The organism is Streptomyces sp. NPDC006207 (assembly GCF_040613835.1).
Taxonomy (GTDB): Bacteria; Actinomycetota; Actinomycetes; order Streptomycetales; family Streptomycetaceae; genus Actinacidiphila.
The window spans coordinates 71345-94838 of sequence record NZ_JBEXSX010000017.1; the positions used below are offsets into that span (position 1 = coordinate 71345).

21 protein-coding genes and 1 pseudogene are annotated in these 23494 nt (G+C 72.9%); 9 read left to right on the plus strand and 13 right to left on the minus strand.

Translation table 11 applies throughout. The annotated features are described in order from the left end of the window. Nucleotides 1-371: 371 nt before the first annotated feature. Nucleotides 372-1112 carry a hypothetical protein gene (locus ABZ312_RS16210; RefSeq protein WP_500437923.1) on the minus strand — a complete coding sequence of 247 codons (741 nt, stop codon included), beginning with the start codon at nt 1110-1112 and terminating at the stop codon, nt 372-374. Nucleotides 1113-1593: 481 nt separating this feature from the next. Here ABZ312_RS16210 and ABZ312_RS16215 point away from each other — a divergent pair, with 481 nt between their 5' ends. Beyond that, nucleotides 1594-2163: a TetR/AcrR family transcriptional regulator gene (locus ABZ312_RS16215; RefSeq protein WP_500323513.1), complete on the plus strand. Its 570-nt coding sequence runs from the start codon at nt 1594-1596 to the stop codon at nt 2161-2163. A gap of 74 nt (nt 2164-2237) precedes the next feature. After that, on the plus strand, nt 2238-3416 hold the full coding sequence (locus tag ABZ312_RS16220) for a GDSL-type esterase/lipase family protein (RefSeq protein WP_500437925.1): 1179 nt from the start codon (nt 2238-2240) through the stop codon (nt 3414-3416). Nucleotides 3417-3884: 468 nt separating this feature from the next. On the opposite strand, the gene ABZ312_RS16225 is transcribed toward ABZ312_RS16220, so the two are convergent. Beyond that, complete coding sequence (locus tag ABZ312_RS16225) at nt 3885-4715, minus strand: hypothetical protein (protein ID WP_500323510.1); 831 nt, start codon at nt 4713-4715, stop codon at nt 3885-3887. 18 nt (nt 4716-4733) lie between these two features. Continuing rightward, complete coding sequence (locus ABZ312_RS16230; protein WP_500323509.1) at nt 4734-6059, minus strand: MFS transporter; 1326 nt, start codon at nt 6057-6059, stop codon at nt 4734-4736. A gap of 84 nt (nt 6060-6143) precedes the next feature. Between ABZ312_RS16230 and ABZ312_RS16235 the strand changes: the two genes are divergently transcribed. Then, nucleotides 6144-6491 carry an ArsR/SmtB family transcription factor gene (locus tag ABZ312_RS16235; protein ID WP_500323508.1) on the plus strand — a complete coding sequence of 116 codons (348 nt, stop codon included), beginning with the start codon at nt 6144-6146 and terminating at the stop codon, nt 6489-6491. Nucleotides 6492-6500: 9 nt separating this feature from the next. Here the strand turns inward: ABZ312_RS16235 and ABZ312_RS16240 are convergent, their stop codons facing one another. The 4 genes from ABZ312_RS16240 to ABZ312_RS16255 form a co-directional block, all read right to left on the minus strand. Next, nucleotides 6501-8387, minus strand: coding sequence for an FHA domain-containing protein (locus ABZ312_RS16240; RefSeq protein WP_500437927.1), 1887 nt, complete (start codon nt 8385-8387; stop codon nt 6501-6503). Between the two features lie 158 nt (nt 8388-8545). Then, nucleotides 8546-9379 (minus strand): S1 RNA-binding domain-containing protein, encoded by an 834-nt coding sequence (locus ABZ312_RS16245; protein WP_500323506.1) that lies wholly within the window; start codon nt 9377-9379, stop codon nt 8546-8548. Nucleotides 9380-9390: 11 nt separating this feature from the next. Continuing rightward, nucleotides 9391-9612, minus strand: a complete 222-nt coding sequence (locus ABZ312_RS16250; protein ID WP_500437929.1) for a hypothetical protein — start codon at nt 9610-9612, stop codon at nt 9391-9393. A gap of 195 nt (nt 9613-9807) precedes the next feature. Further along, nucleotides 9808-10638, minus strand: coding sequence for an EamA family transporter (locus tag ABZ312_RS16255; protein ID WP_500437974.1), 831 nt, complete (start codon nt 10636-10638; stop codon nt 9808-9810). Between the two features lie 178 nt (nt 10639-10816). Between ABZ312_RS16255 and ABZ312_RS16260 the strand changes: the two genes are divergently transcribed. Beyond that, nucleotides 10817-11707 (plus strand): LysR family transcriptional regulator, encoded by an 891-nt coding sequence (locus ABZ312_RS16260; protein ID WP_500323505.1) that lies wholly within the window; start codon nt 10817-10819, stop codon nt 11705-11707. A gap of 276 nt (nt 11708-11983) precedes the next feature. Beyond that, nucleotides 11984-12184 carry a hypothetical protein gene (locus tag ABZ312_RS16265; protein ID WP_500323504.1) on the plus strand — a complete coding sequence of 67 codons (201 nt, stop codon included), beginning with the start codon at nt 11984-11986 and terminating at the stop codon, nt 12182-12184. A gap of 95 nt (nt 12185-12279) precedes the next feature. On the opposite strand, the gene ABZ312_RS16270 is transcribed toward ABZ312_RS16265, so the two are convergent. The 3 genes and pseudogenes from ABZ312_RS16270 to ABZ312_RS16280 all read right to left on the minus strand — a co-directional run bounded on the left by ABZ312_RS16270 (nt 12280) and on the right by ABZ312_RS16280 (nt 16593). Then, a complete protein-coding gene (locus ABZ312_RS16270) occupies nt 12280-14175 on the minus strand; it encodes a LamG-like jellyroll fold domain-containing protein (protein WP_500323503.1) in 1896 nt (631 codons plus the stop codon). Nucleotides 14176-14348: 173 nt separating this feature from the next. Further along, complete coding sequence (locus ABZ312_RS16275; protein WP_500437931.1) at nt 14349-15563, minus strand: PP2C family protein-serine/threonine phosphatase; 1215 nt, start codon at nt 15561-15563, stop codon at nt 14349-14351. A gap of 77 nt (nt 15564-15640) precedes the next feature. Then, nucleotides 15641-16593 (minus strand): annotated as a pseudogene (locus tag ABZ312_RS16280) (alpha/beta fold hydrolase). Between ABZ312_RS16280 and ABZ312_RS16285 the strand changes: the two are divergent. Continuing rightward, entirely contained in the window at nt 16592-17812 is a 1221-nt protein-coding gene (locus tag ABZ312_RS16285) for a threonine synthase (protein ID WP_500323500.1), read from the plus strand. The pseudogene ABZ312_RS16280 and the gene ABZ312_RS16285 sit on opposite strands and share 2 nt — an antisense overlap. A gap of 322 nt (nt 17813-18134) precedes the next feature. Here the strand turns inward: ABZ312_RS16285 and ABZ312_RS16290 are convergent, their stop codons facing one another. Beyond that, nucleotides 18135-18743 (minus strand): flavin reductase family protein, encoded by a 609-nt coding sequence (locus tag ABZ312_RS16290; RefSeq protein ID WP_500437933.1) that lies wholly within the window; start codon nt 18741-18743, stop codon nt 18135-18137. 164 nt (nt 18744-18907) lie between these two features. On the opposite strand from ABZ312_RS16290, the gene ABZ312_RS16295 reads away from it, so the two are divergent. The 3 genes from ABZ312_RS16295 to ABZ312_RS16305 all read left to right on the plus strand — a co-directional run bounded on the left by ABZ312_RS16295 (nt 18908) and on the right by ABZ312_RS16305 (nt 20901). After that, the gene (locus ABZ312_RS16295) at nt 18908-19516 is read left to right on the plus strand and encodes a hypothetical protein (protein WP_500323496.1); all 609 of its coding nucleotides are present in this window, start codon (nt 18908-18910) and stop codon (nt 19514-19516) included. A gap of 161 nt (nt 19517-19677) precedes the next feature. Continuing rightward, nucleotides 19678-20268, plus strand: a complete 591-nt coding sequence (locus ABZ312_RS16300) for a flavodoxin family protein (RefSeq protein WP_500323495.1) — start codon at nt 19678-19680, stop codon at nt 20266-20268. A 159-nt stretch (nt 20269-20427) separates the two neighbouring features. Continuing rightward, a complete protein-coding gene (locus ABZ312_RS16305) occupies nt 20428-20901 on the plus strand; it encodes a carboxymuconolactone decarboxylase family protein (protein WP_499516057.1) in 474 nt (157 codons plus the stop codon). Between the two features lie 115 nt (nt 20902-21016). Here ABZ312_RS16305 and ABZ312_RS16310 read toward each other — a convergent pair whose 3' ends face one another. Beyond that, nucleotides 21017-22036: an acetamidase/formamidase family protein gene (locus ABZ312_RS16310; RefSeq protein WP_500358266.1), complete on the minus strand. Its 1020-nt coding sequence runs from the start codon at nt 22034-22036 to the stop codon at nt 21017-21019. After that, a complete protein-coding gene (locus tag ABZ312_RS16315) occupies nt 22033-23451 on the minus strand; it encodes an APC family permease (RefSeq protein WP_500437935.1) in 1419 nt (472 codons plus the stop codon). Before ABZ312_RS16315 ends, ABZ312_RS16310 begins: the two co-directional genes overlap by 4 nt. Nucleotides 23452-23494: the final 43 nt, after the last annotated feature.

Genomic DNA, 23494 nt, shown 5'->3' on the forward strand with positions numbered 1-23494 from the left:
AGTTTCTGCACGGACCGCGCCGACCGCCGGAACGCACGGGCCACCCGGGGCACCCCTGCCGCCCGGGGCGGTGCTCGCCCTGTACACCGACGGTCTCGTCGGGACACCGGGCGCCGACATCGAGGACGGCATCGCCGCTCGCCGGGCGCCTCGCACGCGCCGGGGCCGGGGCCGGGGCCGGGGCCGGGGCCGGGGACGAACTCGCCGACGCCCTCGTCCAGCACGTCGAGCAGTCCGCCGCCCGCAGTGACGACGTCGCCCTGTTGCTCATCCAGGCGCGGCGGAACGGCGGTTGACACCGCCCGGGGCATCACCGGCCGGCTCGCTCCGGTGATGCCCCGGGTCCCTGCCGGCGGGAGGAGTGACGGCCTTCAGCCGACGCGCCGGGCCCTGACGCCGCTGGCCTCGAAGTCGTAGACGTACCGGTTGATCCGGAGGCCGTCGACCGCGCCGACCCAGATGTTGTCGCGGCCCTTGCCGACGGCGACGGTGTAGACGGTGGCCTGCGGGAGCGCGTTCTTCAGCGTCGTGAAGTTGCACGGGCTGGACTGGGTGCACAGGGGCGCGAGTTCGTTGCCCGACAGGAACCACTCGCCGCTCACGGTGGTGGCGTCGAGGAACCCGCTCCACTGGTTCACCGGCGCGACGGCGGGCGGGACCCACACCATGGTGGAGTAGGTGTCGCCGGCCGTCAGCCTCGGATTGATCTCGATCCTGATGTTCGGCAGGTTCCGTGTGCCGCCGTAGCCGACGTTCTCCTGGGTCTGGAAGACGTGGAACCCGAGCGCGGTCAGGTCACGGACGCGGCTGCCGTAGAAGTCGACCTCGTTGCCGAAGTCGACCTTCTCGCTGGGGGGACTCAGCGTGGTGGACTCGTTCGCCACCGCGATTCCGAGGCTGCCGTTGCCGTAGGGCGGCCTGGAGGGGGATCCCGTCACACCGTACGAGCCGAACGGGCCCTCCCTGAGGTCGGCGACGGGGGAACCGATCGTGTTGCGGGCGATGACGCCCCAGTGGCCGGAGTCTATGGAGCCTCCGGAGTGTCCGTCCGCGACGGCGGACACCGATCCCGTGAGGGCCGAGGTGACGATCGTGGCGAGCGCAACGGCCACGAGCGTCCTTCCCCGGCTCAAGCCAAGACGAGCCTTCACAGCCCATTCCTTCCGGGTAGCCGAAGGGCCCGCTGCGCCGCCCGTGCCGGTGCGCCGCGCGGCGCACGGCAGCGCGGCACGACACGGCGGCCGCCGAGTCGTGACCCTTCGCGTTTCAGCAGAACTTGGTGAGTGGTGGTGGATCGTGCAGGGGATGCGTTCGAGGTCACTGCCTCCCGTACGACAGGAGTCGTTCCCGGGGGAGTTGACCTCGACGTCGTGGGCGAGGCGGACGGTCATGCGACGGCCGGAGCCGCCCACGAGTCCCCTGGTCCCAGCCGAACCCGAAATGCACATGACGACCGTTACATGCGGTGACGTGGGCCGCATCCTGGGTGGGCCGTTCGTAGCGGAGCGTGCGCACCTTGGGTTCCAATGCTAGGCGTTTGCCTAATCAGTTTAGGTATGCGCATAATCGCTTACGGAGGAAGGGAGCCACACCGTGCCACGCGTAGGACTCACCGCGGAACGCCTGACCCGGGCGGGGGCGGAACTCGCCGACGAGGTCGGCTTCGCCCAGGTGACCGTCTCGGCGCTCGCCGAGCGGTTCGGCGTCAAGGTCGCGAGCCTGTACTCGCACGTCAGGAACTCGCAGGACCTGAAGACCCGGATCGCCCTGCTCGCCCTGGAGGAACTCGCCGACCGGGCGGCCGAGGCCCTCGCCGGCCGCGCGGGCAAGGACGCCCTGGTCGCCTTCGCGAACGTGTACCGCGCGTACGCCCGGGAGCACCCCGGCCGCTACGCGGCGGCGCAGCTGAGGCTCGACCCGCAGACGGCCGCCGCCAGCGCCGGCGTCCGGCACGCCCAGATGACGCGGGCCATCCTGCGCGGCTACGACCTCCCGGAACCGGACCAGACGCACGCCGTCCGTCTCCTGGGCAGCGTCTTCCACGGCTACGTCAGCCTCGAACTGGCGGGGGGCTTCGACCACACACCCGTCGCCGCCGAGGAGTCGTGGTCGTGGGCCTTGGACTCCCTGGACGCCCTGTTGCGGCAGCGGTCGACGTCCTGAGGGCGCGCCCCGGCACCTCCCACCGAACGGACGGGCACCCAGCCCACGGACAGCCATCGGACAGGCAACGCACCATGCACACGCACCGGAACCTGATCACCACCCCCGTCACCGAGGAACTGCTGCGCGGTGCCCTCGACGTGGAGCGCACCCGCCACGGGCTGCTCCCGCACCGCCTGCCCGCCGCGGCGCGCCGGCAGATCCCCGACGGGCAACTGGCCGTGGCGGAGGCCCAGCCGTCCGGCGTGCGGCTGGTGTTCCGCACCCGGGCCACCACGGTCGAACTGGACACGCTGCCCACCAAACGGGTCTACCGGGGCTTCGCGGCCCCGCCGGACGGCGTCTACGACCTGCTGGCCGACGGGCGTCTCGCCGCCCAGGCCACCGTGGCCGGCGGCAACGTCCGCGAGATCGTCGACATGGTCACCCAAGCCGCCGAGCTGCAGGAGGGGCCGCCCGGCACGGCCCGGTTCGGCGAACTGCCCCCGGGGGACAAGGACGTCGAGATCTGGCTCCCGCACTCGGAGATCACCGAGCTGATCGCCCTGCGCACCGACGCCCCCGTCGAGCCGCCCGCGCCGCGGGGCCGCAAGGTGTGGCTGCACCACGGCAGTTCCATCAGCCACGGCTCCAACGCCGCGCACCCGACCGGCATCTGGCCCGCACTGGCAGCCGCCGCAGGCGGAGTGGAGCTGGTCAACCTGGGGTTCAGCGGCAGCGCGCTGCTCGACCCGTTCACCGCCCGCGCGATGCGCGACACTCCGGCGGACCTGCTCAGCCTCAAGATCGGCATCAACATCGTCAACACCGACGCGATGCGGCTGCGGGCCTTCACCCCGGCGGTGCACGGCTTCCTCGACATCGTCCGCGAGGGCCATCCCACGGCACCGCTGCTGGTCGTCTCCCCCATCCTGTGCCCCGTCCAGGAGGACACCCCGGGCCCGCTCGCCCCGGACTTCGAGGGCGGCAGGCTGCGCTTCAAGGCCACCGGCGACCCGGCGGAACGCGCCGCGGGCCGGCTGACCCTCAACGTCATCCGCGAGGAGCTGGCCCGGATCGTCGCACAGCGGGCGGCCGACGACCCCAACCTCCACCACCTCGACGGGCGCGCGCTCTACGGTGCGGCCGACTACGCCGAACTGCCGCTGCCCGACGAGGTCCACCCCGATCCCGCGGGACACCGGCGCATCGGCGGGAACTTCGCCCGGCTGGTGTTCGCGGGCACCGGCCCCTTCGCCTCGGCGAGTCGCTGACCCGCAGCCGCTGACCCGCAGCAACTCAGCTGCGGGTCAGCGGCCCTGTTCATCGGCTCGCCGCATCACGGCATGAGATCCATCGATCTGCTTCACCTCATGCGCGGATCCACCATGGCAGCGCACCTCAGGTCGCCCCCCGCGGAGTTCCGGCAGGCAGTACGGCGTGTCGCGCGGAGGACACATGCCGCTGCGGTACACCGTGGAGGACATCGACCTCGGCGAGGGCGTGCTGATCCGCCGCGGGCGGCCGCGACCCGCGCAGGCACCCTGACGACGTGGACGCCTTCGACGTCCGCCGGCGCGACAAGGACCACGTCGCGTTCGGCCACGGCGTCCACCGTTGCGTCGGCGAACCACTGGAACGGCTGGAGGCGGAGGCCGCCCTCCCCGACCTGTTCGGGCGCTTCCCCGGCCTGCGGCCGGCGGTGCCGCTGGAGGACCTGCGGCCCCTGCCCGCGTTCGTCTTCAACGGGAGGACGGAGCTTCCTGTCCACCTCGAGAGCGGGCCCGGCGCGGTCCGCGCGGTCCCCGGCGCACGCGGGCCCGTGGCGACGGTTCCCAGCGCAGGCGGACTCCGGTGAGGCGGGCGATGGCCCGCAGGTGCGGGCCGGTGTTGCCGACGTACCAGATCCGCCGGTCCGCGTGCGGCCACGCGTAGGCCGGGACGCCGTCGTCCAGCAGGGTGGTCAGCCGGGGTTGTTCCAGCGAGGCGGCCGAGAACGCGTAGAGCTCGGACAGCCGCGGGGCGATCACCCCGGAGTCCAGCATGCGGGCGAGGGCGTGTTCGTCGAGGACGGTGTCCTCGACGGGTGTGCTGACCGGGTATTCGGGCGGGAAGGACTGGCCCAGGTCGAGGTACATCTGGACGGCCCGGTGCCGGGGGTCGGCCATGAGCGGGCCGAACGCGGCCAGCGGGCCGAGCGCGAGCCGGGGCCGCGTGAGCATCGCGTGCGTGAACAGGACGCGCAGCAGCGCGACGTTCATCATGAACCGCTCCACCTTCAGCTCGGCGGCGGCCAGTTCCTCGTGCTGCAGGTAGCCGGCGACGATGCTGGCGTTGTGCGCGCGGTACCAGCGTCGGGGTTCCGGCGTGCGGATGAAGTCCAGCCAGAACTCGACGCTGCGGGCACCTGGGGTGCCCGCGGCTCCGGCGGACAGCAGCTGGGCCTCGGTCTTGTCGCGCAGCAACCGTTCGTTGACGGCCCGCCACCAGGGGCTGCCGGGTGGCAAGGCGGTCTCCGGCGCCAGTACGCCGCGGCCCAGCGACCATCGCCCGTGACCTGCGACGACAGGCACTGGCGGGCCGCTCCGCGGTCAGACGTCCGCCGGGGACCCGGGCCCGCGGGCCGGACCGGAGACCGCGGCGGTCACGGCGGTCGCGGTCAGCCGGCGGGTGGCGGCGGCCGGCTCCTGCGCGGGCGGGGCCGCCGCCGGCACCACGACGGGGGGCCTGCGGACGACGGCTCCCGAAACGACCGCCAGCAGCGCGAGCACGACCACCCCGGCGCCGTACACCGTCGCCGTGGCGTGCAGACCGAAGGACGGCACGGCGAGCCCGGCCAGTACGGCGGGAACGCTCAGGGCCAGGTAGCTCACGACGTAGACCGAGGCGAACAGTTCCGCCCGCTCGGTGGGCCGGGCCAGTGCCGCCAGGGAGCGGAAGGCACCCAGGAAGGCGGCGCCGAAGCCGAACCCGGCGAGGCCGGTCCCGAGGAAGAACAGCGCCGTCGAGGGCCCGGCGAGGGCGAGCAGCGTGAGTCCGGTGCCCACGGCGAGAACCGCCGAGCCGCCGGTCATCATCCGCCGCGGCGTCACGTCGCGCACCACCAGCGAGGCGACGGCCGCCACGCCGAAGAGGGTGGTCACCACCAGGCCGCCGACCAGGTGGCTGCCGATGTGCAGCACCCCGGCGGTCAGGGAGGGGCCGAGCGCGAGGTAGAGACCGCCCATCGCCCAGGTGGCGACGAGGCAGGGCGTCGCCGCCAGGAAGGTCCGGCGGGCCTGGACCGGCACGGCCGCCCGGGGCCGCAGCGAGGCCCAGGCCCCCGGGCGCGGCGAGACGGGGTCGGGCAGGAACAGCACCAGCGCCGCCAGCACCACGAACACGGCGGTCAGCACGACGAAGACCAGCCGCGTGGGGGCCGGGGCGTACTGCACCAGCAGACCCGCACCCAGCGCCCCGGCGGCCAGCCCGGTGGCCGGCGCCACGGTGTTCAGCAGGGAGCCGAGGGGCGAGGTGGGCGAGGGCTGCAGGTCGATCAGCCCCGCGCTGATGGCGCCGGCTGCCGCGCCCGTCGCCACGCCCTGCAGGATGCGGGCCAGGAACAGCGGTCCGACGCCGTCCGCGGTGAGGAACACGACCATGGCCGCGGCCTCGACGACCAGCGCCGCCAGGAGCACCGGCCGCCGGCCGACGTGGTCGGACAGCCCTCCGACGGTGAGCAGCGCCACCAGCAGCGCCAGTACGTAGACCGCGAAGACCGTGGTGAGCACGATCGGCGAGAAGCCCCATTGGTGCTGGTAGACCACGTAGAGCGGGGAGGGCGCACTGGAGGCGGCCAGGAAGGCGAGCAGGGTGGCGGCCAGCAGCCAGAAGCCGGCCGGACGCGGCATCCGCCTCGCGGTGCGCTGGGTGTGCATATCGGTACTCCCGAACGGTTCCAAAAATATCGAACCATTCGAGGGTAAGCACACACGCGCCGATTGTTCAACTATTATCGAACCATGACTGGAGCCCCCCGGGAGCTGCCGCACCCCGACGCCGCGGACCTGGTGCTGACCGACGTGCTCTTCGCCCTGAGCGACCCCTCACGGCTGGAGCTGGTGCGCCGGCTGGCCGACCGTCCCCTGGAGGGGTCGGCCTGCCAGCCCGTCAACGGGGAGATCCCCAAGTCCACGCTCTCCCACCACCTCAAGACGCTCCGCGAGGCCGGCGTCGTCCGCAACGACCCGCACGGCCGGCAGCGCCTGGTCAGCCTGCGCCGCGAGGACCTGGAGCGCCGCTTCCCCGGGTTGATCACCGCCGTCCTCGACGAGCCGGGCGCCGCACCGCCCGGGCCGGTCGGGTCCTGACCGGGCGGCTCAGCCGGCCACCGGGGCCGTGCGCGACGCGGGCCGTGCGTCCCGGTAGAAGATGTCGATGTCGACCTCCTCGCCGCCGACGGTGACGGTGTCCCACGGACCGCTGTCCCGCAGGGTGCGCAGCGTCTCGCTCCCCAGGGTCTCCAGGTGCTCCCGCAGGGTGGCGTCGTCCGGCATCCCGGCGATGCGCGGGGCGAGCCGTTCCCGGATCACGCGGAGCTGCTCCATGAGGGCGTCCAGGTCGGCCTCGCGGTCCGGCTTCCCGGCGGCGGACTCCTCGATGCTCCGCGCGATCTTGTCCTTGATCGCCTGGCCCACCCCGTTCTCGTCCGTGGTGATCATCGCGTTCCAGGCGCGGCTCTTGTGCCGGTACTGGAGCATCGACATCGCCGCCTCGTGCCGTACGAAGTCCGCGTCGCGCAACGGCCTGCCGCGCCAGGTGCCGCTGAGCGTACGGGCGAGCGAGACCGCCGAGGCCAGGCCGCTGTTCAGGCCGCGCCCGGGCCAGAAGTGGATGGCGTTGGCGGCGTCCCCGAGCAGGAACCCGTACGTCCCCGGGGTGGCCGCGGTCGCCGGGTGGAGGCGGGCCGTGAAACGCGGCCGCTGCACCATGTCCAGGCGGAAGGCGGTGATCGCGGTCAGGTCCTGCTCGTCGACGTCGAAGAGCGTCAGGCCCTCCTTGACGCGCTGCCAGAGCGCCGAACCCTTGATGAGGGCGGGCAGGAAGAACGTGCTGTGGGTGGAGCAGTGGAAGTCCCCGTGCCCGTCGCGGCTCATCACGCAGGGGCGGGAGGCGATGCACTGCTCGAAGACCTGCCGCACGGGGTCGATCCCGACGACCTCCTGCGCCTCGGCGTCGGTCAGGCGCATGTTCAGGAAGCCCTCGCCGCGCAGGGAGTTGAGGAGGAACCGATTCTGCGCGACGGTCAGCAGGACCGTCATGGGGTCGGAGAGCCCCGACTTCACGCGCAGGCCCAGCACCACGTCCTGGAGGTGCTCGCCGTCCAGCGAGTAGATGGACGTGTCGGCGGTCCCGAACCTGGCGGCGAAGTGCTCGCGCGTGCGGGACCGGCCGCCCTCGCAGATCGCCAGGACGTGGTCCTGGCTCGACTCCTGCCGCTCGGCCGCGTCGAACCGGGCGGGCACCAGGCGGATGCGGTCGCGCTTGGCGTTGGCGAGGTCCAGCAGCGTGTCCTCGACGTAGGCGATGCGTATGTTGCGCGGGTTGAAACCGCGGATCGAGTCGGGCCCCGCGGGCCACATCTCGGTGTACGTGCCCTCCGTGAACAGCCGGGCCTGCACTTCCTCGGGCAGGTTCAGGTACTGCCGGCTCTGCACCGTCACGACCTGCTGCCGGCGGACGTTGCCCTGCCCCTCGTCCTTCCAGACGACGCGGTCCCCGTCCTGCGCCCAGCGGGCGTCGTAGACGGTGACGCAGACCCGCCGGCCCATCAGGTTCTCCAGCAGCAGGGCGAACGCCAGCCCCACCGGGCCGCCGCCCGCCACCGTCACCTTCAGCACCGGCCCGGGTTCCTCCGGTTCCGCCGGCGGCATCAGCGCCTCCAGCAGGGAGAGGTCCAGGATGGTCTCCATCGCGTCGGCGGCCTCGAAGCCGAAGGTCTCGTCGCCGATGGAGATCTCGTCGCCCGGCTGCAGCACGTGCGACGTCACGCGCTCCCCGTTGACCCGCGTCCCGTTGCTGCTCGCCCGGTCGTAGAGCACGAACCCGTGGCCCTCCCGGCGCACCTCCGCGTGCAGACGGGAGACGCTGACGCTGGCGATCACCACCGTGTTCCCGGCCTTGCGCCCGAACGTCAGGGGCTTGTCGCCGATCCCGAACCTCTCCCCTGCCAACGAGCCTCGACGCCCGACTATCTCAGGAGGCATTGGTCCCTCATCTCCACGTGTCAACGAACCCCGGGGAACGCACGCACAGTTGCTGGCTGCCCAACCCGCCCACCGTGGGAAACACCCCCGGCGCAAGACGGCGCGGAACCACCCCCCGCGCGGCCGTCACCTACGACCGCCGGGGTCGGCCGCCTCCGTCATCCGTCGGATTGACGGGCCCCGGGAACCCGCCGCCGGGACAGGTGGAGCCTGCGGCCCGGGCGGTCGACCTCGATGACGACGACGGTGATCCCGTCGCCCGTCCTGACGACCTCCTCCGGCGCCTCCACGGCCGTGTCCGCGAGCTCCCGGAGGTGCACCAGCCCCACGACCCCGTCGGCGACCTCGACGAAGGCACCGAACGGGACCAGCTTGGTGACCCGTCCGCGCAGCGTCCGGCCCACCTCCGTGCGGTCCGCGAACTCCCCGAAGGGGTCCGGCAGGGTGGCCCGCAGGGAGAGCCGGGCCTCCCCGTTCGTCGTGTCGAACTGGAGGAACTCACACGTGACGCGCTCTCCGACCCGGACGACCTCCGAAGGGTCCTCGAAGTGGCGCCAGGAGAGTTCGGGAAAGGTGATGAACCCCACGCCGGGGAAGACCGGGTGGCCCGGGCCCTCGTCCAGCGCCACGAACACCCCGAACCGCTCGATCGACGCGATCGTGCCGGTCATGCGCTCGCCCGGGTGCAACGACGCCAGGAACGCCCACAGTTCGGAGTGCGCGGTGGCTGCCGTCGACAGGAAGACCCTTGCCCTGTCCACGTCGACGGACAGCACCCGGGCGGTGATCCGTTGCCCGGGCTCGAGGTTGGGACGCCGGATCCAGGACGCGTCCAGCGACCCCACCGTCCCCAGCGGACGCCCCGGGAAACCGTCCAGCGTCACCGACACACCATGGCCGGTGACCTCCGCCGCCGTCCCGCCGCAGACGTCGCCCACGCGGATCCCGGCCAGGAACTTCCTGCAGGCCCGGTCGTCGGAAGATTCGCTCACGCGGGACAGTCTCACCCCGGGGTGGGGCAGTTGGCGAGCCAGTCCGCACGTTCGCCGCGGCCGCCTCCGCCGTCGCCGTCGCCGTCGCCGTCGCCGTCGCCGTCGCCGTCGCCGTCCACGATGTAGGCCAGGCCTCGGAGAAGGTCGCGCCCAGGTGCCACAGGACGTTCGGGCCCCGCGGCGATGACGTGGCCGCCGGCCGCGAGGCAGCAGCGGAACCGGGACGACCACATCCCCCAGCGGGGTGTGGTCCTCCCCGCGATGCCGCCACGGCGTGGACGCCTCCTCGGCGGTGTCGACGCAGGCGTCGACGGGGTCCACGTGCAGGGAGGAACCGGGGCGACGAACCGGGGAGCTCCTGATCGTCAGCCCGCCGAACTCGGCCCGGACGGCGACCGCCGCGTCGTCGGGTGCGAACCCGGCGGCGGTCAGTTGGCGCCGCCAGTGCTCCGTGGCGACCGCGCGTCCGTGCCGACCGCGACCGCGTTCGCGGCGACGATCACGAACGTGGCGAGCCAGGCGGCCGGGTCGAGGTGCTGGTCGAGGACGACCAGGCCGACGAGCGCGGCGAAGACCGGGTTCACGCTCATGAAGACGCCGAAGAAGTGCGCCGGGACCCGGCGGAGCGCCAGCAGGTCGGACAGGAACGGTACGGCGGAGGAGAGAATCCCGGCGGTCACGGCGCAGGCCAGGGCGGTGAGGGTGGGCGGATGCCACCACAGGGCCAGCGCGCCGGCGGGGACGTAGGCGGCGCCGGAGACGGCAGCGGCGGCGGCCGGGCCCTGCAGTCCGGGCAGCCGTCCGCCGACGACGCGGTTGAGCGCGATGTAGCAGGCCCAGCAGGCCGCGGCGAGCAGTGCGAGGCCGATGCCCGGGTAGTCGGTGGAGGGCTGGGGGCGGGTCAGGACGACCACCGCGGCCGCGACGGCCAGCGCGCACAGCACATGGGTGCGGCGGCGTGGGCCGATCAGGGCCACGGCCAGCGGCCCGAGGAACTCCAGGGTGACGGCGAGCCCCAGGCCGATGCGGTCGACGGCGGTGTACAGGGAGAGGTTCATCGCCGCGAACACCACCGCCAGGGCCAGGACCGGGCGCCACTGCGCGGCGGTGAAGGCGCCCATCCGGGGCCGGCCCACCCCGCACAGCGCCGCCGCGGCCACCCACTGGCGGACCGCCACCACGCCCAGCGGCCCGATCACGGGGAACGCCAGGGCGGCGACGGACGCGCCGACCTGGTTGGACAGGCCGCTGCCCAGCATCAGCGCCACCCCGCCGAGGCGTCCCGCGGCCCCGGCCCCAGCCCCGGCCCCGGCCTGGGCCTGGGCCTGGGCGGCCGGCGCGAGGTCGCCGGAGGTCTCCATCGTCATGCGGGCCACTGTCCCGCCGCGGGTGGCCATGCGCGAAATGCATACGACGCACCATCGATACGCTGGACGCATGGACGAGCATCGTGGAGGAGCCGCCGGACTCGAGCTGCGGCACCTGCGCTGCCTGGTCGCCATCCTCGACGCGGGCAGCTTCACCGACGCCGCCATCGACCTGGGGATCTCCCAGGCGGCGGTCTCCCGCAACCTGCTGGCGCTGGAGCGCGTCCTCGGGGTGCGACTGCTGCACCGCACCAGCCGTACGGTCGCCCCGACCACCGCGGGCGTGCAGGTCCTGGCCCGGGCCCGGGTCCTGCTGGGCGGTGCCGACGAACTCGTCAGGGAGGCCGCGACCGGTCACACCCGCCTGCACATCGGCCACGCCTGGTCCGCCTTCGGCCGCCGCACCACCGAGTTCCAGCGCGTCTGGCGGGACCGCCACCCCGGCGTGGAGCTCCAGCTCATCCGCCACAACACCCCCACCGCCGGTCTTGCCGAGGGCCTCTGCGACCTCGCGGTCGTCCGCGCCCCCATCGACCTGGACCGCTGGTCCCACGCGCTCATCGGTCACGAACCGCGCTACGTCGCCCTCGCCGCGGACGACCCCTGGGCGCGACGGCGCAGCGTCCGGCTCGCCGAGATCGCCGCCCGCACGCTGGTCGTCGACCGGCGGACGGGCACGACCAGCCCCGACCTGTGGCCCGAGGGCGACCGGCCGGCCGTCGAGCACACCCACGACATCGACGACTGGCTCGCCGCGATCGCCACCGGCCGCCGCGTCGGCGTCACCCCGCGGTCCACCTCCGCCCAGTACCGCCGCGACGGCATCGTCTACCGCCCGCTGCGGGACGCCGCCCCGGTGCCCGTGCGCCTCGTCTGGCGCCGCCACGACCCGCACCCGGCCACCCACGCCGCCGTCGCGCTGGCCATGGAGCTGTACCGGGCCGACGACCGCCGGACCTAGCCGGGCCGCGGGCCCCACAACCTGTGGCCAGGGGTCGTACCGCGTCATCCGTTCGGAGCATCGGGGCGTCGGGGCCGCGGCCCTCGTCGCGACCTCGCGGTGGCGGCGTGACCAGCAGTGGGACGGGCGGCGGCGGTTCACTCGATTTGCGTACGACACGTCCGGGAGGACGATAACGGACGGAGCCCGTTTCATCCGGTCCGGTCGGCGGACCAGCGTCCACCGACCGTTGTTCGCGCCACCGCCGGCGCGACGGCCGCACGGAAGGGAGCAGCCGTGTTGATATCCGCCGTGCTCGTCCCGCTGATCATGCTCGCCGCCGTCCTGGCGCCCAACTGGTACCAGGCGTGGAAGACGTACTGCGAATCGGTCAGGCTGCCCGTGTCCCCTCCGGAGGCTTCCGAAGCGGTGGACGACCGCCGGAGCCGGTGGTCCGCGGAACTCGCCCGGCTGCGGAGCCGCTGGACGCAGGACTGAGGGGCCGCGTCCTGCCTCGGTCCTGGTGCGCCGATGCGGTCCCGCCCGGGCTGAACCCGGGGCAGGACCGCGTCAGGCGGCAGGGGCGGGCGTGGTCACGCGCGGGGCGTCATGAACTCCGCCGGTGCCAGGGCGCGTTCGACGATGCGGGTGTCGCCGATCCAGCCGTAGAAGCCCTGCCCGAACTGCTCCGCGAACTGCGTCCCCCCGATGACGAAGGGCTTGCCCAGCGTCTCGATGCCGGTGGCCGGCTGGGACGGGTTGCGGGCGATCTTCGAGCCGTCGACGTACATCACCGTGCGACGGCCGTCGTTGACGACCGCGATGTGGGTCCAGCGGCCGACGGGCAGGGCGTGGCTCCACGAGGTCGGGTCGGCGTCCTGGACGTCCGGGTAGAGGACGAACTGCAGGAACCGCTCGGGCGTGACGTTGAGGCTGCACGTGGGCTCGTCGGTCGACCAGCCCGTGGTCTTCCCGGCGTCGCCGTTGCGGCCCTCCCAGCTGAGGATGCCCATCCAGGCGTGGTCGCCCTCGAAGGGCTCGGGCAGCCTGATGAAGGTCTCGATGGTGAAGCCCCTGCGGAACTTCATGCTGTTGAGCGGCGCCGTGGCCTTCGTGGTGAGGACCGCGCCCCGGTCGGGGCCCTTGCCGCCGTCGAACCGCAGGCTGGCGTGGGCCGGCTGGCCGGTGTGGTGCTCCGCCGACCAGGTGAGGACCTCGGCGGAGCTGTCGTGCAGGAGCCGCACCGCCAGGTCGTTGCCGTTGCCGCTCAGGTCGCGCGCCACGGTGCCCGCGGCGACGGTGGAACCGGGGCGGCCCGCGCCGGCCAGCCCCTCGGCGTCGAAACGCCAGTACGCCACCGTGCCCTTGGGTATCACGCGGTGCGCTGGACGGGGCTTCGGCGGGGTCACCTGGTCGAAGCCGCGGAAGCGCTCGGCGAAGTCGATCGCGAGGCTGAACCGGTCCACGTCGCCGGTCAGTTCGATGGTCTCCGCCTCCAGCGGCGTCCGCTTGGCGGGGTCGCGGGCGAGGAACCAGGGGGAGAAGGTCTCCACGTCGACGACGTTGCGCACCGTGTCGAAGGCGTAGAGCCGGACCATGCCGGCGCCGCCGTAGTAGCGGTCCTGGTAGTTGGTGATGTGGACGTGCACGTCGTGCCCGGCGTCGTTGGTGAGCACGGTCCGGCCGGGCGGCCAGTAGTGGCCGCCCAGCGCGAGGAAGATCTGGTCGTTGCCGCGGATGATGCGGTCCCACAGGCGCTGCCCGTTGTCGGACAGGTGCGCCTCGCCGTCGTCCTCGGCCCAGGCGATGTCGTGCGTGGTCAGGACGGCGGGCAGGGTCGGGTGGGCGTCGAGGACACCCTGCGCCCACGCCAGGCCCTTGTCCGAGGCGCGCCAGTCCAGGGCGAGCACCAGCCACTCGCGGCCGGCCGCGCGCAGCACGTGGTAGCTGTTGTAGCCGTCGGGCGAGGAGCCGCCGAACGTCGGCATGGCGGTGAACCGCTCCGGCCCGAAGGCCCGCAGGTACGCGGTGTCGCCCCGCTGGTCGTCGGTGCCGCCGTTGATGTCGTGGTTGCCCGCGAGGACGCTGTAGGGGACCTTGCCGTGGATGGTGCGGAATGTGTCGGCGGCGAGCTCGATCTCCTGCTCGGTGCCGTGCTCGGTGACGTCGCCGAGGTGGGTCATGAACGCGATGTTGACCTCCTCGCGCTCCGCCACCAGGTAGCGGAAGGTCGCCTTCAGCGGCTCGGGGTCGGCGCTGTCGGCGTCGAAGAGGTACTGCGTGTCGGGCAGCACCGCCAGGGCGAAGCGGGGGCTCTCCTCGTCGAAGCCGCGGTCCCGGGAGCCGGCCGTGCCGGGGACCTGGTGCCGGGGCGCGGCCTGCGCCGTGCCGGTGCCGAGGACCGACGCCGCGGCGCCCACCGCGGGCACCGCGACCGCCGCCTGCAGCAGCGATCGGCGTCCCGGGCTGGGATGGCGGGGATTGCTCATGTACGTCTCCGTGCTGGGGGGAACTGCTGTCAGCACGGATCGTGCGCGGCCCGGGCGAGGACCCGGCAAAGCGATCTTGAACATCCGGCGCCCTGAACTGGTCCGGACCACCAACTCGTCCTGGGATGCGAGCCCCGCTCCGGCCGTTCACGGCAGGTGGGCGGCTCGGCCTCTCAGAGGCGGACGACGACCACGGCCGTGTCGTCGGTGCCGGCGCTCAGGGCGATCAGGGTGTCCGCCAGGTCCTCGGGGCCCTGCCGGCGGTGTTCGGCGAGCCGGTCGGCGAGGCGCCGCAGGCCGAGGTCGATGTCCTCCCCGCGGCGTTCGATCAGCCCATCGGTGTACAGGACGAGGGTGGAGCCGTCCACGTAGGTGGTGGTGGCCTGGGGGCGGGGGGTGTGGTCGGAGGCGGCACCCAGCGGTGGGTCGGTCGCCCGGTCCAGGAAGCGCACGGTGCCGTCGGGGCCGGCCAGGGCCGGCGGCGGGTGGCCGGCACTGCTGTACGTGATGCGGTGGCCGGACCGGGCGACGACGGTCTGCACCGCGGTGGTCGACAGGGCCCCGTCGACGGAGCGGGCGTACAGGTCCAGCCCGTCGAGCGCCTTCGCTGGGCCGCCCACGACGCGGATCGCGGCACTGAGGGCGCTGCGCAGCTGACCCATGACCCCGGCGGCGGCCAGACCGTGACCGACGACGTCCCCGACCGCCACGGCGTCGTCGCCGGAGGGCAGTTCGGTCACGTCGTACCAGTCACCGCAGACGCCCAGGGCGTGGACCGCGGGCCGGTAGCGGACCGCTGCCCGGTGGTGGGCCAGTGCTTGCGGGGCGGGCAGCATCGCCTCCTGCAGGGCGAGGGCGACCTCGCGTTCGCGTGCGTGGGACTGGCGCAGCCGCTCGTTGACCTGCCGCAACTCGCGGGAGCGGGCGTACAGGTCGGCCTCCATCTGCAGCCGGCGGTCGTCGACGGCGGGACCGCCGGAGCGCACGAGGTCGGTGAGCTCGGCGAGCCGGTGCACGAGCAGGACGACGCGTCCCGCGGCGTCCAGGACGGGGGCGTTGATGGGGCTCCAGTAACGCTCGGCGAACTCCCCCGGCCGGGCCGGATCCTCGACGTCGTAGCGCAGGGGGCCGGCGGCGTCCGGGGCGCCGGTCTCCACCACCCGGCGCAACGACGCCTCCATGTCCCCGCGTCCGGCACCGTGCGGGTCGTCGGGGTTGTCGGGGTAGGCGTCGAAGACGTGACGGCCGACGAGCTGGTCCCGGCTACGGTCGAACAGCCGCCGGTAGGACGCGTTCGCGTCCACGATGACCAGCGCGAGGTCCAGCATCAGCATCGCGCTGGGTGACGCCTCGAAGACGGCCTGGTAGTCGATCCCCGGTCCTCTCACCGCGCTTCCCGCACCCGTTCCCGACCGGCCGGGCATCCCCGGTCCCTGCTCCCCCAGTATGCGCTCCGGCCGGCGGGTCACGGCTCGTCGAGGAAGTCGGCCACGACGCGGTTGAACAGGGCCGGGTTCTCCCGGAACATCAGGTGGCTGCCGCCCTCGGCCGCGGAGAGGACGCGTGCCCGCGCACCGGGGATCAGGGAGGCGACCCATGCGGCCGTGCCGGGCGGGAAGATGCTCAGCTCGCCGCCGATGACGAGGGTGGGGACGTCGATCCGCGGCAGGACGTCCCTCCAGTCGCCCCCGTAGTGGTCCAGGTGCAGCGCGGCGGCGTGCCGCGGCGGGAGGAGCCGGTTCTGCTCCACGAGCCACTCCACGTCCGCGTCCGGGAGGGACGGGCCGTGCAGCATGCCGACGATGGCGCGTGATGTGGCGGCGGCGCTGTCGGGCGTGCCGCGCAACCCGGCGACGATGCCCTGGGACATCTCCGGGGTGAACACCGCCGACGGCGGCGCCTCGTCCCCGGCGCCGGCGAGCGCCGAGGAGATCACGGGCGGCTGGTCGACGATGACGAGGCGGGCGATCCGCTCGCCGCCGAAGAGGTCCCAGTAGGACCACGCGACCGGGCAGCCCATGGAGTGGGCGAGCAGGGTGACGTCCCGCAGGGCCAGGGCCTCCAGGAGGTAGTGCAGGTCCGTCGCCAGCCGGGCGATCCGGTAGCCGTGGGCGGGTCTGGCGGACGGCCGTGCCCGCGGTGGTCCGGCGCGATCACGCGGCGGCGGCCGCTCAGCCCGTCGATCTGCGGGCCGAACTCGGCGGCGCTCTGCGCGAAACCCGGGACGAGGACGAGCGGCTCCCCGGCGCCCGCCTCCGTGTAGCGCAGGCGCACTCCGTCGCTGGTGACCACCTCGCCCGCACGGCGTTCCGCGGGCGGGGGGCCGGTCGTCGCGTCGTCCACGGCACCTCGTGCGCCGCGTGGGCGGCGCCTTCCCATGCTGGCGACGGGCACCCGAGGAGGTATGAAGGGAACCATGACCTTGCCATTCAGTGTGCTGACGCATCTGGAGTGCGCGCGGTGCGGCCGCCGCCACGACGCCGACCGGGTGCAGAACCTGTGCGCGTGCGGATCTCCGCTCCTCGCCCGCTACGACCTGGACCGGGTCCGGGACTCCCTCACGCCCGCGGACCTCGCGGGCCGCCCGCAGAACCTGTGGCGCTACCACGAACTGCTGCCCGTACGCGATCCGGCACACGTCGTCACCCTCGGCGAGGGCATGACGCCCCTGGTGCCGCTGCCGCGGTACGGCGCGGCGATCGGCGTGCCGGGACTGGTGATGAAGGACGAGGGGCTGATACCCACCGGCAGCTTCAAGGCGCGGGGCGCGGCCGTCGGCGTGGCCAGGGCCCTCGAACTGGGCGCACGCGGGATCGCCATGCCCACCAACGGCAACGCGGGGGCCGCGTGGGCGACCTATGCCGCACGGGCGGGCCTGGACGCGCTCGTCGCGATGCCGGCGGACGCGCCGTCGATCACCCGGGCCGAATGCGCTGCCGCCGGGGCCGACCTGTACCTGGTGAACGGCCTGATCGGCGACGCGGGCCGGCTGGTGGCGGAGAAGATCGCCGCCGAGCCCGGTGTCTGGATGGACGCGGCGACCCTGAAGGAGCCGTACCGCATCGAGGGCAAGAAGACCATGGGCCTGGAGATCGCCGAGCAGCTCGGCTGGCGCGCGCCGGACGTCATCGTCTACCCCACCGGCGGCGGCGTCGGCCTCATCGGCATCCACAAGGCCCTGGTCGAACTGCGGGCCCTGGGGTGGCTGCAGGGGCCGATGCCGCGGCTGGTGAGCGTGCAGGCCTCCGGCTGCGCCCCCATCGTGCGCGCCTTCGAGAAGGGCGAGCGCACCAGTGAGCCGTGGCAGGACGCGCGCACGGTCGCGTTCGGCATCACCGTGCCCAAGGCGCTGGGCGACTTCCTCGTCCTGGACGCGCTGTACGAGACCGACGGCCGGGCCGTCGCGGTCGACGACGAGGAGCTGCTCGCCGACCGCGACAGGTGCGCCGCCGCCGACGGTGCCCTGCTGTGCCCGGAGGGCGCGGCGACGCTGTCGGCGGTGCGGGTCCTTCGCGAGCAGGGCTGGCTGTCCGGCGACGAGGAGGTGGTGGTGCTGAACACCGGGGCGGCGGCCAAGTACCCGGAGACCTTCCGGGTCGACCCGCCGGTCCTGGAGCTCACCGACCGCATCCCGTAGGCCCGCGCCGCCGCCGGGCGCCCCCGCCCGGCGGCGTCCGGCGCGCGGGCGGTCTCTGTCGTGCGGGGGGACGGTCCGGCGCACGCAGGAGCGGGCCGGTGGGTGCGCAGCCGAGGAGGTTCAGCCTCTCCCGGAACGCGGCCCGGTCCGCGAACAGTCCTTCGGCGTCGACGCACCGCGCCCACACCGTCCGCTCCGCGTCCCCCTCCTCGTGGACGAGCGCGAACCGCAGGGGCAGCTCTCGCCCCCCAGACGACCTCGCGCACCGACCCGTGCCCGTCCACGAGCCACACCCCTCCCCGGCCCCGACGGCCGGCGACGATCACAGGGGTCGGGGCTCCTCGTACGGGATGCGGTTCAGGTGCCGGATCTCGCCGAGCGTGCCCCATTCGTCGGCGCCGAGTTTGGTGAGCGGCCGCAGCAGCGGGGCGCTCGGGCGGCCGTCCGCCAGGACCTCCTGGTCCGCGACGGCGTGCACCACCCGCCCGAAGACCAGCGTCGAATTGCCCATCCGCACGGTGGTGTGCGAGCGGCACTCCAGGGCGACCGGCGAGGCCGCCACCCTGGGCGGACGCACCCTCAGGCTCGGTTCGCGCTCGATGCCCGCGTGGTCGAACTCGCTGACGTGCCGCGGGAAGTCGGTGGCCGTGACGTTGACCAGCAGCATCAGGACCTCGGAGGCGAAGTTCACCACGAACTCCCCGGTGTCCTCGACATTGCGCAGCGAGTCCTTGCGGCCGATCGAGGTGAACTGCACGATCGGCGGATCCGTGCTCGCGATGCTGAAGAAGGAGTGCGGCGCGAGGTTCTCGTACCGGCCGTCCGGGGTGACGGTGGAGATCCACGCGATCGGCCGGGGCACGACCACGGAGGTCAGGAAGCGGTAGAAGGCGAAGCCGCCCATGGCCTCGGGATCGAAGTCGACGCGCATGGCCGCAGTATCCACGGCCGCGCCCGCCGTCCCGCCCCCGCGGCGGCCCCGGCGTGTCGGCTCCCGGGGGTGCCGTGGCCGCAGCGGTGACTTGGGCATGTGCGCGCACGCGGCTGAGTACGCGTACTCAGGCGCCCCGCGCCGCCCGGTCCGAGGCTGTCCGCATGACACGAACTCCCGCACTCGCGATGGCGGTTCTGACCGCCCTGACGCTTGCCGCCTGCGGCACCGAGCACACGAACGCCGCCGACGCCGTCAAGGTGCGGCCCGCCGGGGCGCCGTCGGCTGCGGAGGATCCGGAGCGGGCGTTCATCGAGAGGGTGAACACGGTCGCGCGGCCCTGCGCCCTGGAGGTCCCGTCCGGGGAGGACGAGCCCGTCGCCCCGGGCGAGAAGCCGCGGACCGGTCCGGCGGAGGCACTGCCGACCGGTGACGGCGCGCCCGCGCTGCCGACCGCGGGCCCGGAGGTGGAGCCGAACGCCGTGGAGTGGTGCGCGGGGCACCTCCACGTCGAGCGAATCACGCAGGCGCTGATGGGTGTGGCGGACCCGACCCCCGACAAGGTGAGGCGGGTCCTGAACGGTCTCGGGTACATCGACGAGCGCATCCACGGCCTGAAGCGGTCCGGTGCGACCACACGGTTCTCCATCGACCTGCGGGTCATGGGCGGCGCGCTCGGCCTGAAGGGCACGGCGGCCGGCGCGTACACCGACGTCGAGTTCGTCGCGGCCCCCGAGACCGGCCCGTTCGAGCCCGGCGCCGCGGGCCGCTGATCCCGCGGGCGCCCGGTGCGGGACCGAGGTCGGCATCGGCCGGCAAGGTGCTCCTGGTCACAAACGGCCGGTCGGTGTCATAGCGGCGGGCACTGTCCGGTCGTGGTGGGTGAGGGCTCCCCCAGGGGAGCCGGAGACACCCCCGCAAGAGGAGAACGTCCATGACCACACCCGTCGTCGCGATCGCGTACCACTCCGGCTACGGCCACACGACCGTCCTCGCCGAGGCCGTGCGTGACGGCGCCGCGGAAGCCGGCGCCGTCGTCCACCTGGTCAAGGTCGACGAGATCACCGAGGAGCAGTGGGAGCTGCTCGACGCCGCCGACGCGATCGTCTTCGGTTCGCCGACCTACATGGGCACGGCCTCGGGTGCCTTCCACCAGTTCGCCGAGACGACCTCCAAGCGCTGGTTCGTCCACTCCTGGAAGGACAAGCTGGCCGCCGGCTTCAGCAACTCCGGTGCCAAGAGCGGCGACAAGCTCCACACGCTGCAGTACTTCTCCATCCTCGCGGCCCAGCACGGCATGACCTGGGTCAACCTCGGCCTGCACCCGGGCTGGAACAGCTCCACCGCCTCCGAGGACGACCTCAACCGCCTCGGCATCTACCTCGGCGCGGGTGCCCAGACGCACACCGACGTCGGCGCGGACGAGGTCCACAAGGCCGACATCGCGACCGCCGCGCACCTCGGCCGCCGGGTCGCCGAGCAGGCCCGCATCTACGCCGCGGGACGCTCGGTCGTCGGCGCCTGAGCCGGTCCCGCCCCACCACCCGGCCGGTGCGCCCCCGGGTGTGCCGGCCGTCGTGCCCCGCGCGGGACGCAGACCCGCGCCACGCTCACCGCGCTGTCACATTCCGCGGGGCAGCCCGGTCATCACTGCGTATCGCACCCCACAGCAGAGGAGATCACCATGGAAGCCCGCGTGAACTACTTCGGCCACCCGCTCGCCGGCAAGGTCATGAGGCACCTGAACTCGGCGAGCAAGGTGCTGGCGGAGTCCACGCTGCCGGTCCTCACCCAGGAGCTGGTGAAGATCCGCGCCAGCCAGATCAACGGCTGCGGCTTCTGCACCGACATGCACACCAAGGAGGCCGCCGCCGCCGGTGAGACCTCGGTGCGCCTGAACCTGATCGCCGCCTGGCGCGAGGCCACGGTCTTCACCGACGCCGAGCGTGCCGCCCTGGAGCTCGCGGAGGAGGCCACCCGTGTCGCCGACGCCGCCGGTGGCGTCTCGGACGCGGTCTGGGGGAACGCCGCCAAGCACTTCGACGAGGACCAGCTGGTCGCCCTGATCTCGCTCATCGCCGTGATCAACGCCTACAACAGGATCAACGTGATCAACCAGCAGCCTGCGGGCGGCTACCAGCTCGGCATGTTCGGCTGATCCGCGGTTCCCGCCGCCGGCGCCGCACAGGCCAGGCCGTCCGTCCCCCTCCCGCTCCCGACCGCGGGGCGGGGACGGACGGCGTTTCCCGGCCGTCCCCGACGGCGCCGGCGGTTCAGCGCGTACGAAGGTACTCCAGCCCCCTCTCGCGCAGCGACCGGTGCAGGCCGTCGTACGCGGGCGAGCCGTCCAGCACGGTCTTCGGCAGCTTGGCGACCACGGTGTAGTTGGTGTCGACCACGTTCCCGATGGGCGCCAGTCCGGCCTGGCTGACCAGCTGGTACGCGTCCAGCTGGTGCAGACCGGTCAGGGAGGACGTCCAGCCGACCAGGTCGTGCTGGCTGATCCGGTAGGCGTCCTCGAGCGGCCGGACCGACCCGGTCGACATCAGGAAGCGGTCGTCCTCCAGGCGCGGCCAGGCGGGCGCGCCGCCCTTGAGCAGGTCGATCACGACCACGGTGTGCATCGCTGCCTCGACCGCGGTGCCGCACACCTCGCCCTCGCCCTGCCGGCAGTGCCCGTCGCCGATCGCCAGCTGCGCCCCGGGCACGTTGACGCCCAGGTAGAGGGTGGTGCCGGCGCGCATCTCCGGGGTGTCCATGTTCCCGCCGTGCGCGCCCGGGGTGATGCTCATGACGACCTCGCCGGCGGCGGGGGCGACCCCCACGGTGCCGTGCATCGGGTCGAGGGGCAGCTCGACCGTGTGGTCGGAGAAGCGGGCCTGGAACCGGCAGCTGTTGCGCTCGCGGTCGATCCCGTACCGCCAGACGACCTCCTCCAGCGGGTCGTGCAGCATCGCCGTGGCGTGCGTCGTGGTCAGCGCGCCGAAGTGCGGGAAGGTGGTGGACACCGCCCAGTCCCGGGCCGGCGCGATGTCGACGAAGTGGACGGCCAGGGTGTCGCCCGGCTCGGCCCCCTCGACGTGGATCGGGCCGGTGACCGGGTTGAGGTACGGGAACTCGCACACCTTGCTCGGGAGGTCCTCGGGACCCCGGACCAGGCCGCCGAAGCAGTCCTCCGTGAAGAGCTCCACGATCGTCCCCGGCCGCACGCGCAGCAGGGGCTCGCGGCCGCCGAAGGCGTAGGCGTACTGCTCGGGCGTCGGGTGGAGGCGTACCACTTCGAGGTCGCTCATGACGGTTCGGCCTCCTCGGCCAGGGTGGTCTCGGAAGGCTCGGCGGGCAGTTCCGGGCGCCGGCCCGCGATCAGCAGCCCCACCAGCAGGGCCGCACCGATCGCCAGCCACAGGAAGCCGAGCCGCTGGGCGGTGACCTTCGCGTTGACGACGACGAAGGTGAGGATCCCGAAGCCGATCAGCGGCGCGATCAGGTGGCGCCACCAGTCGCGGCTGCCCTGCCGGACGACGTAGTGGACGACGACCGAGACGTGCAGCACCAGGAACGCGGTCATCGCCCCGAAGTTGACCAGCGAGCTGAGCAGGGTGATGCCGTCGTCGCGGGAGTTCATGTACAGGCCCAGCCCCAGCGAGACCACGGCGACCAGCAGCGTCGCGTTGACCGGGACACGGCGACGGGGGTCGATCTCCGCCAGGAAACGGGGTAGTTGACGGTCGCGGGCCATCGCGAACAGCAGCCGGGAGGTCGCCGCCTGCGCGACCAGGGAGTTGGCGAAGCCCCAGGCGATCGCGGTGGCCAGTGCGCTCAGGGTGCTCAGCCAGCGGCCTCCGGCGACCTGGGCCGCGTCGTAGAAGGCGGTGCCGTCCGGGTCCCCCTCCTTGATCAGCGTCGGCGCCTCGGGCACCAGCATCGCCGCGATCCAGGTCTGGACGATGAACAGCGCACCGGCGAGCAGCAGCGCGGCCATCATGGCCCTGCCGATCGCCCGGGCGGATTCGCGGTTCTCCTCGGCGAGGGTGGAGATGCCGTCGAAGCCGAGGAAGCTGAGCACGGCGATCGACACCGCCCCGAAGATCAGGGACCAGGAGAAGGTGCCGGAGTCGTAGAAGGCGTGCAGGCTGAAGCTGCCCTTGCCCTGGGCGAGCGCGGCGGTCCCGAAGGCCAGGAAGATCGCGAGGACGACCAGTTCGGCCACGAGCATGATCTTGTTGATCCTGGCGGTCATCTCGATGCCGAGCCAGTTCACGACGGTGTTGAGGACGACGAACCCGATCAGCCAGATCCACACGGGCACCGACTCGACCTCCGAGTTCATCGCCACCGCGGCGATCAGGTAGAGCAGCGCCGGGACCAGGATGTAGTCCAGCAGGATCATCCAGCCGGAGAGAAAGCCGAACGGCCTGCCGATGCCCCGCCCCGCGTAGGAGTAGACCGACCCGGCCATCGGGAAGGCCCGGGACATCTGCGCGTAGGAGTGCGCGGTGAACATCATCGCCAGCATGCCGATGGCGTAGGCGAGGGCGACCATGCCGCCCGAGCCCTGGAAGACACCGCCGAAGATGCCGAAGGGCGCGATCGGCACCATGAAGACCAGGCCGTAGACCACCAGGTCCCGGAAGCCGAGTGACCGCGCCAACTGCTGGGTGTAGCCGTACTTCTCGAGATCTTGCCCTTGAGGTGCGCTGTCGCTCACGTCGCCTCCCCGGCGGCCGCGGTCCCCTGACTGGCGGGGTGAT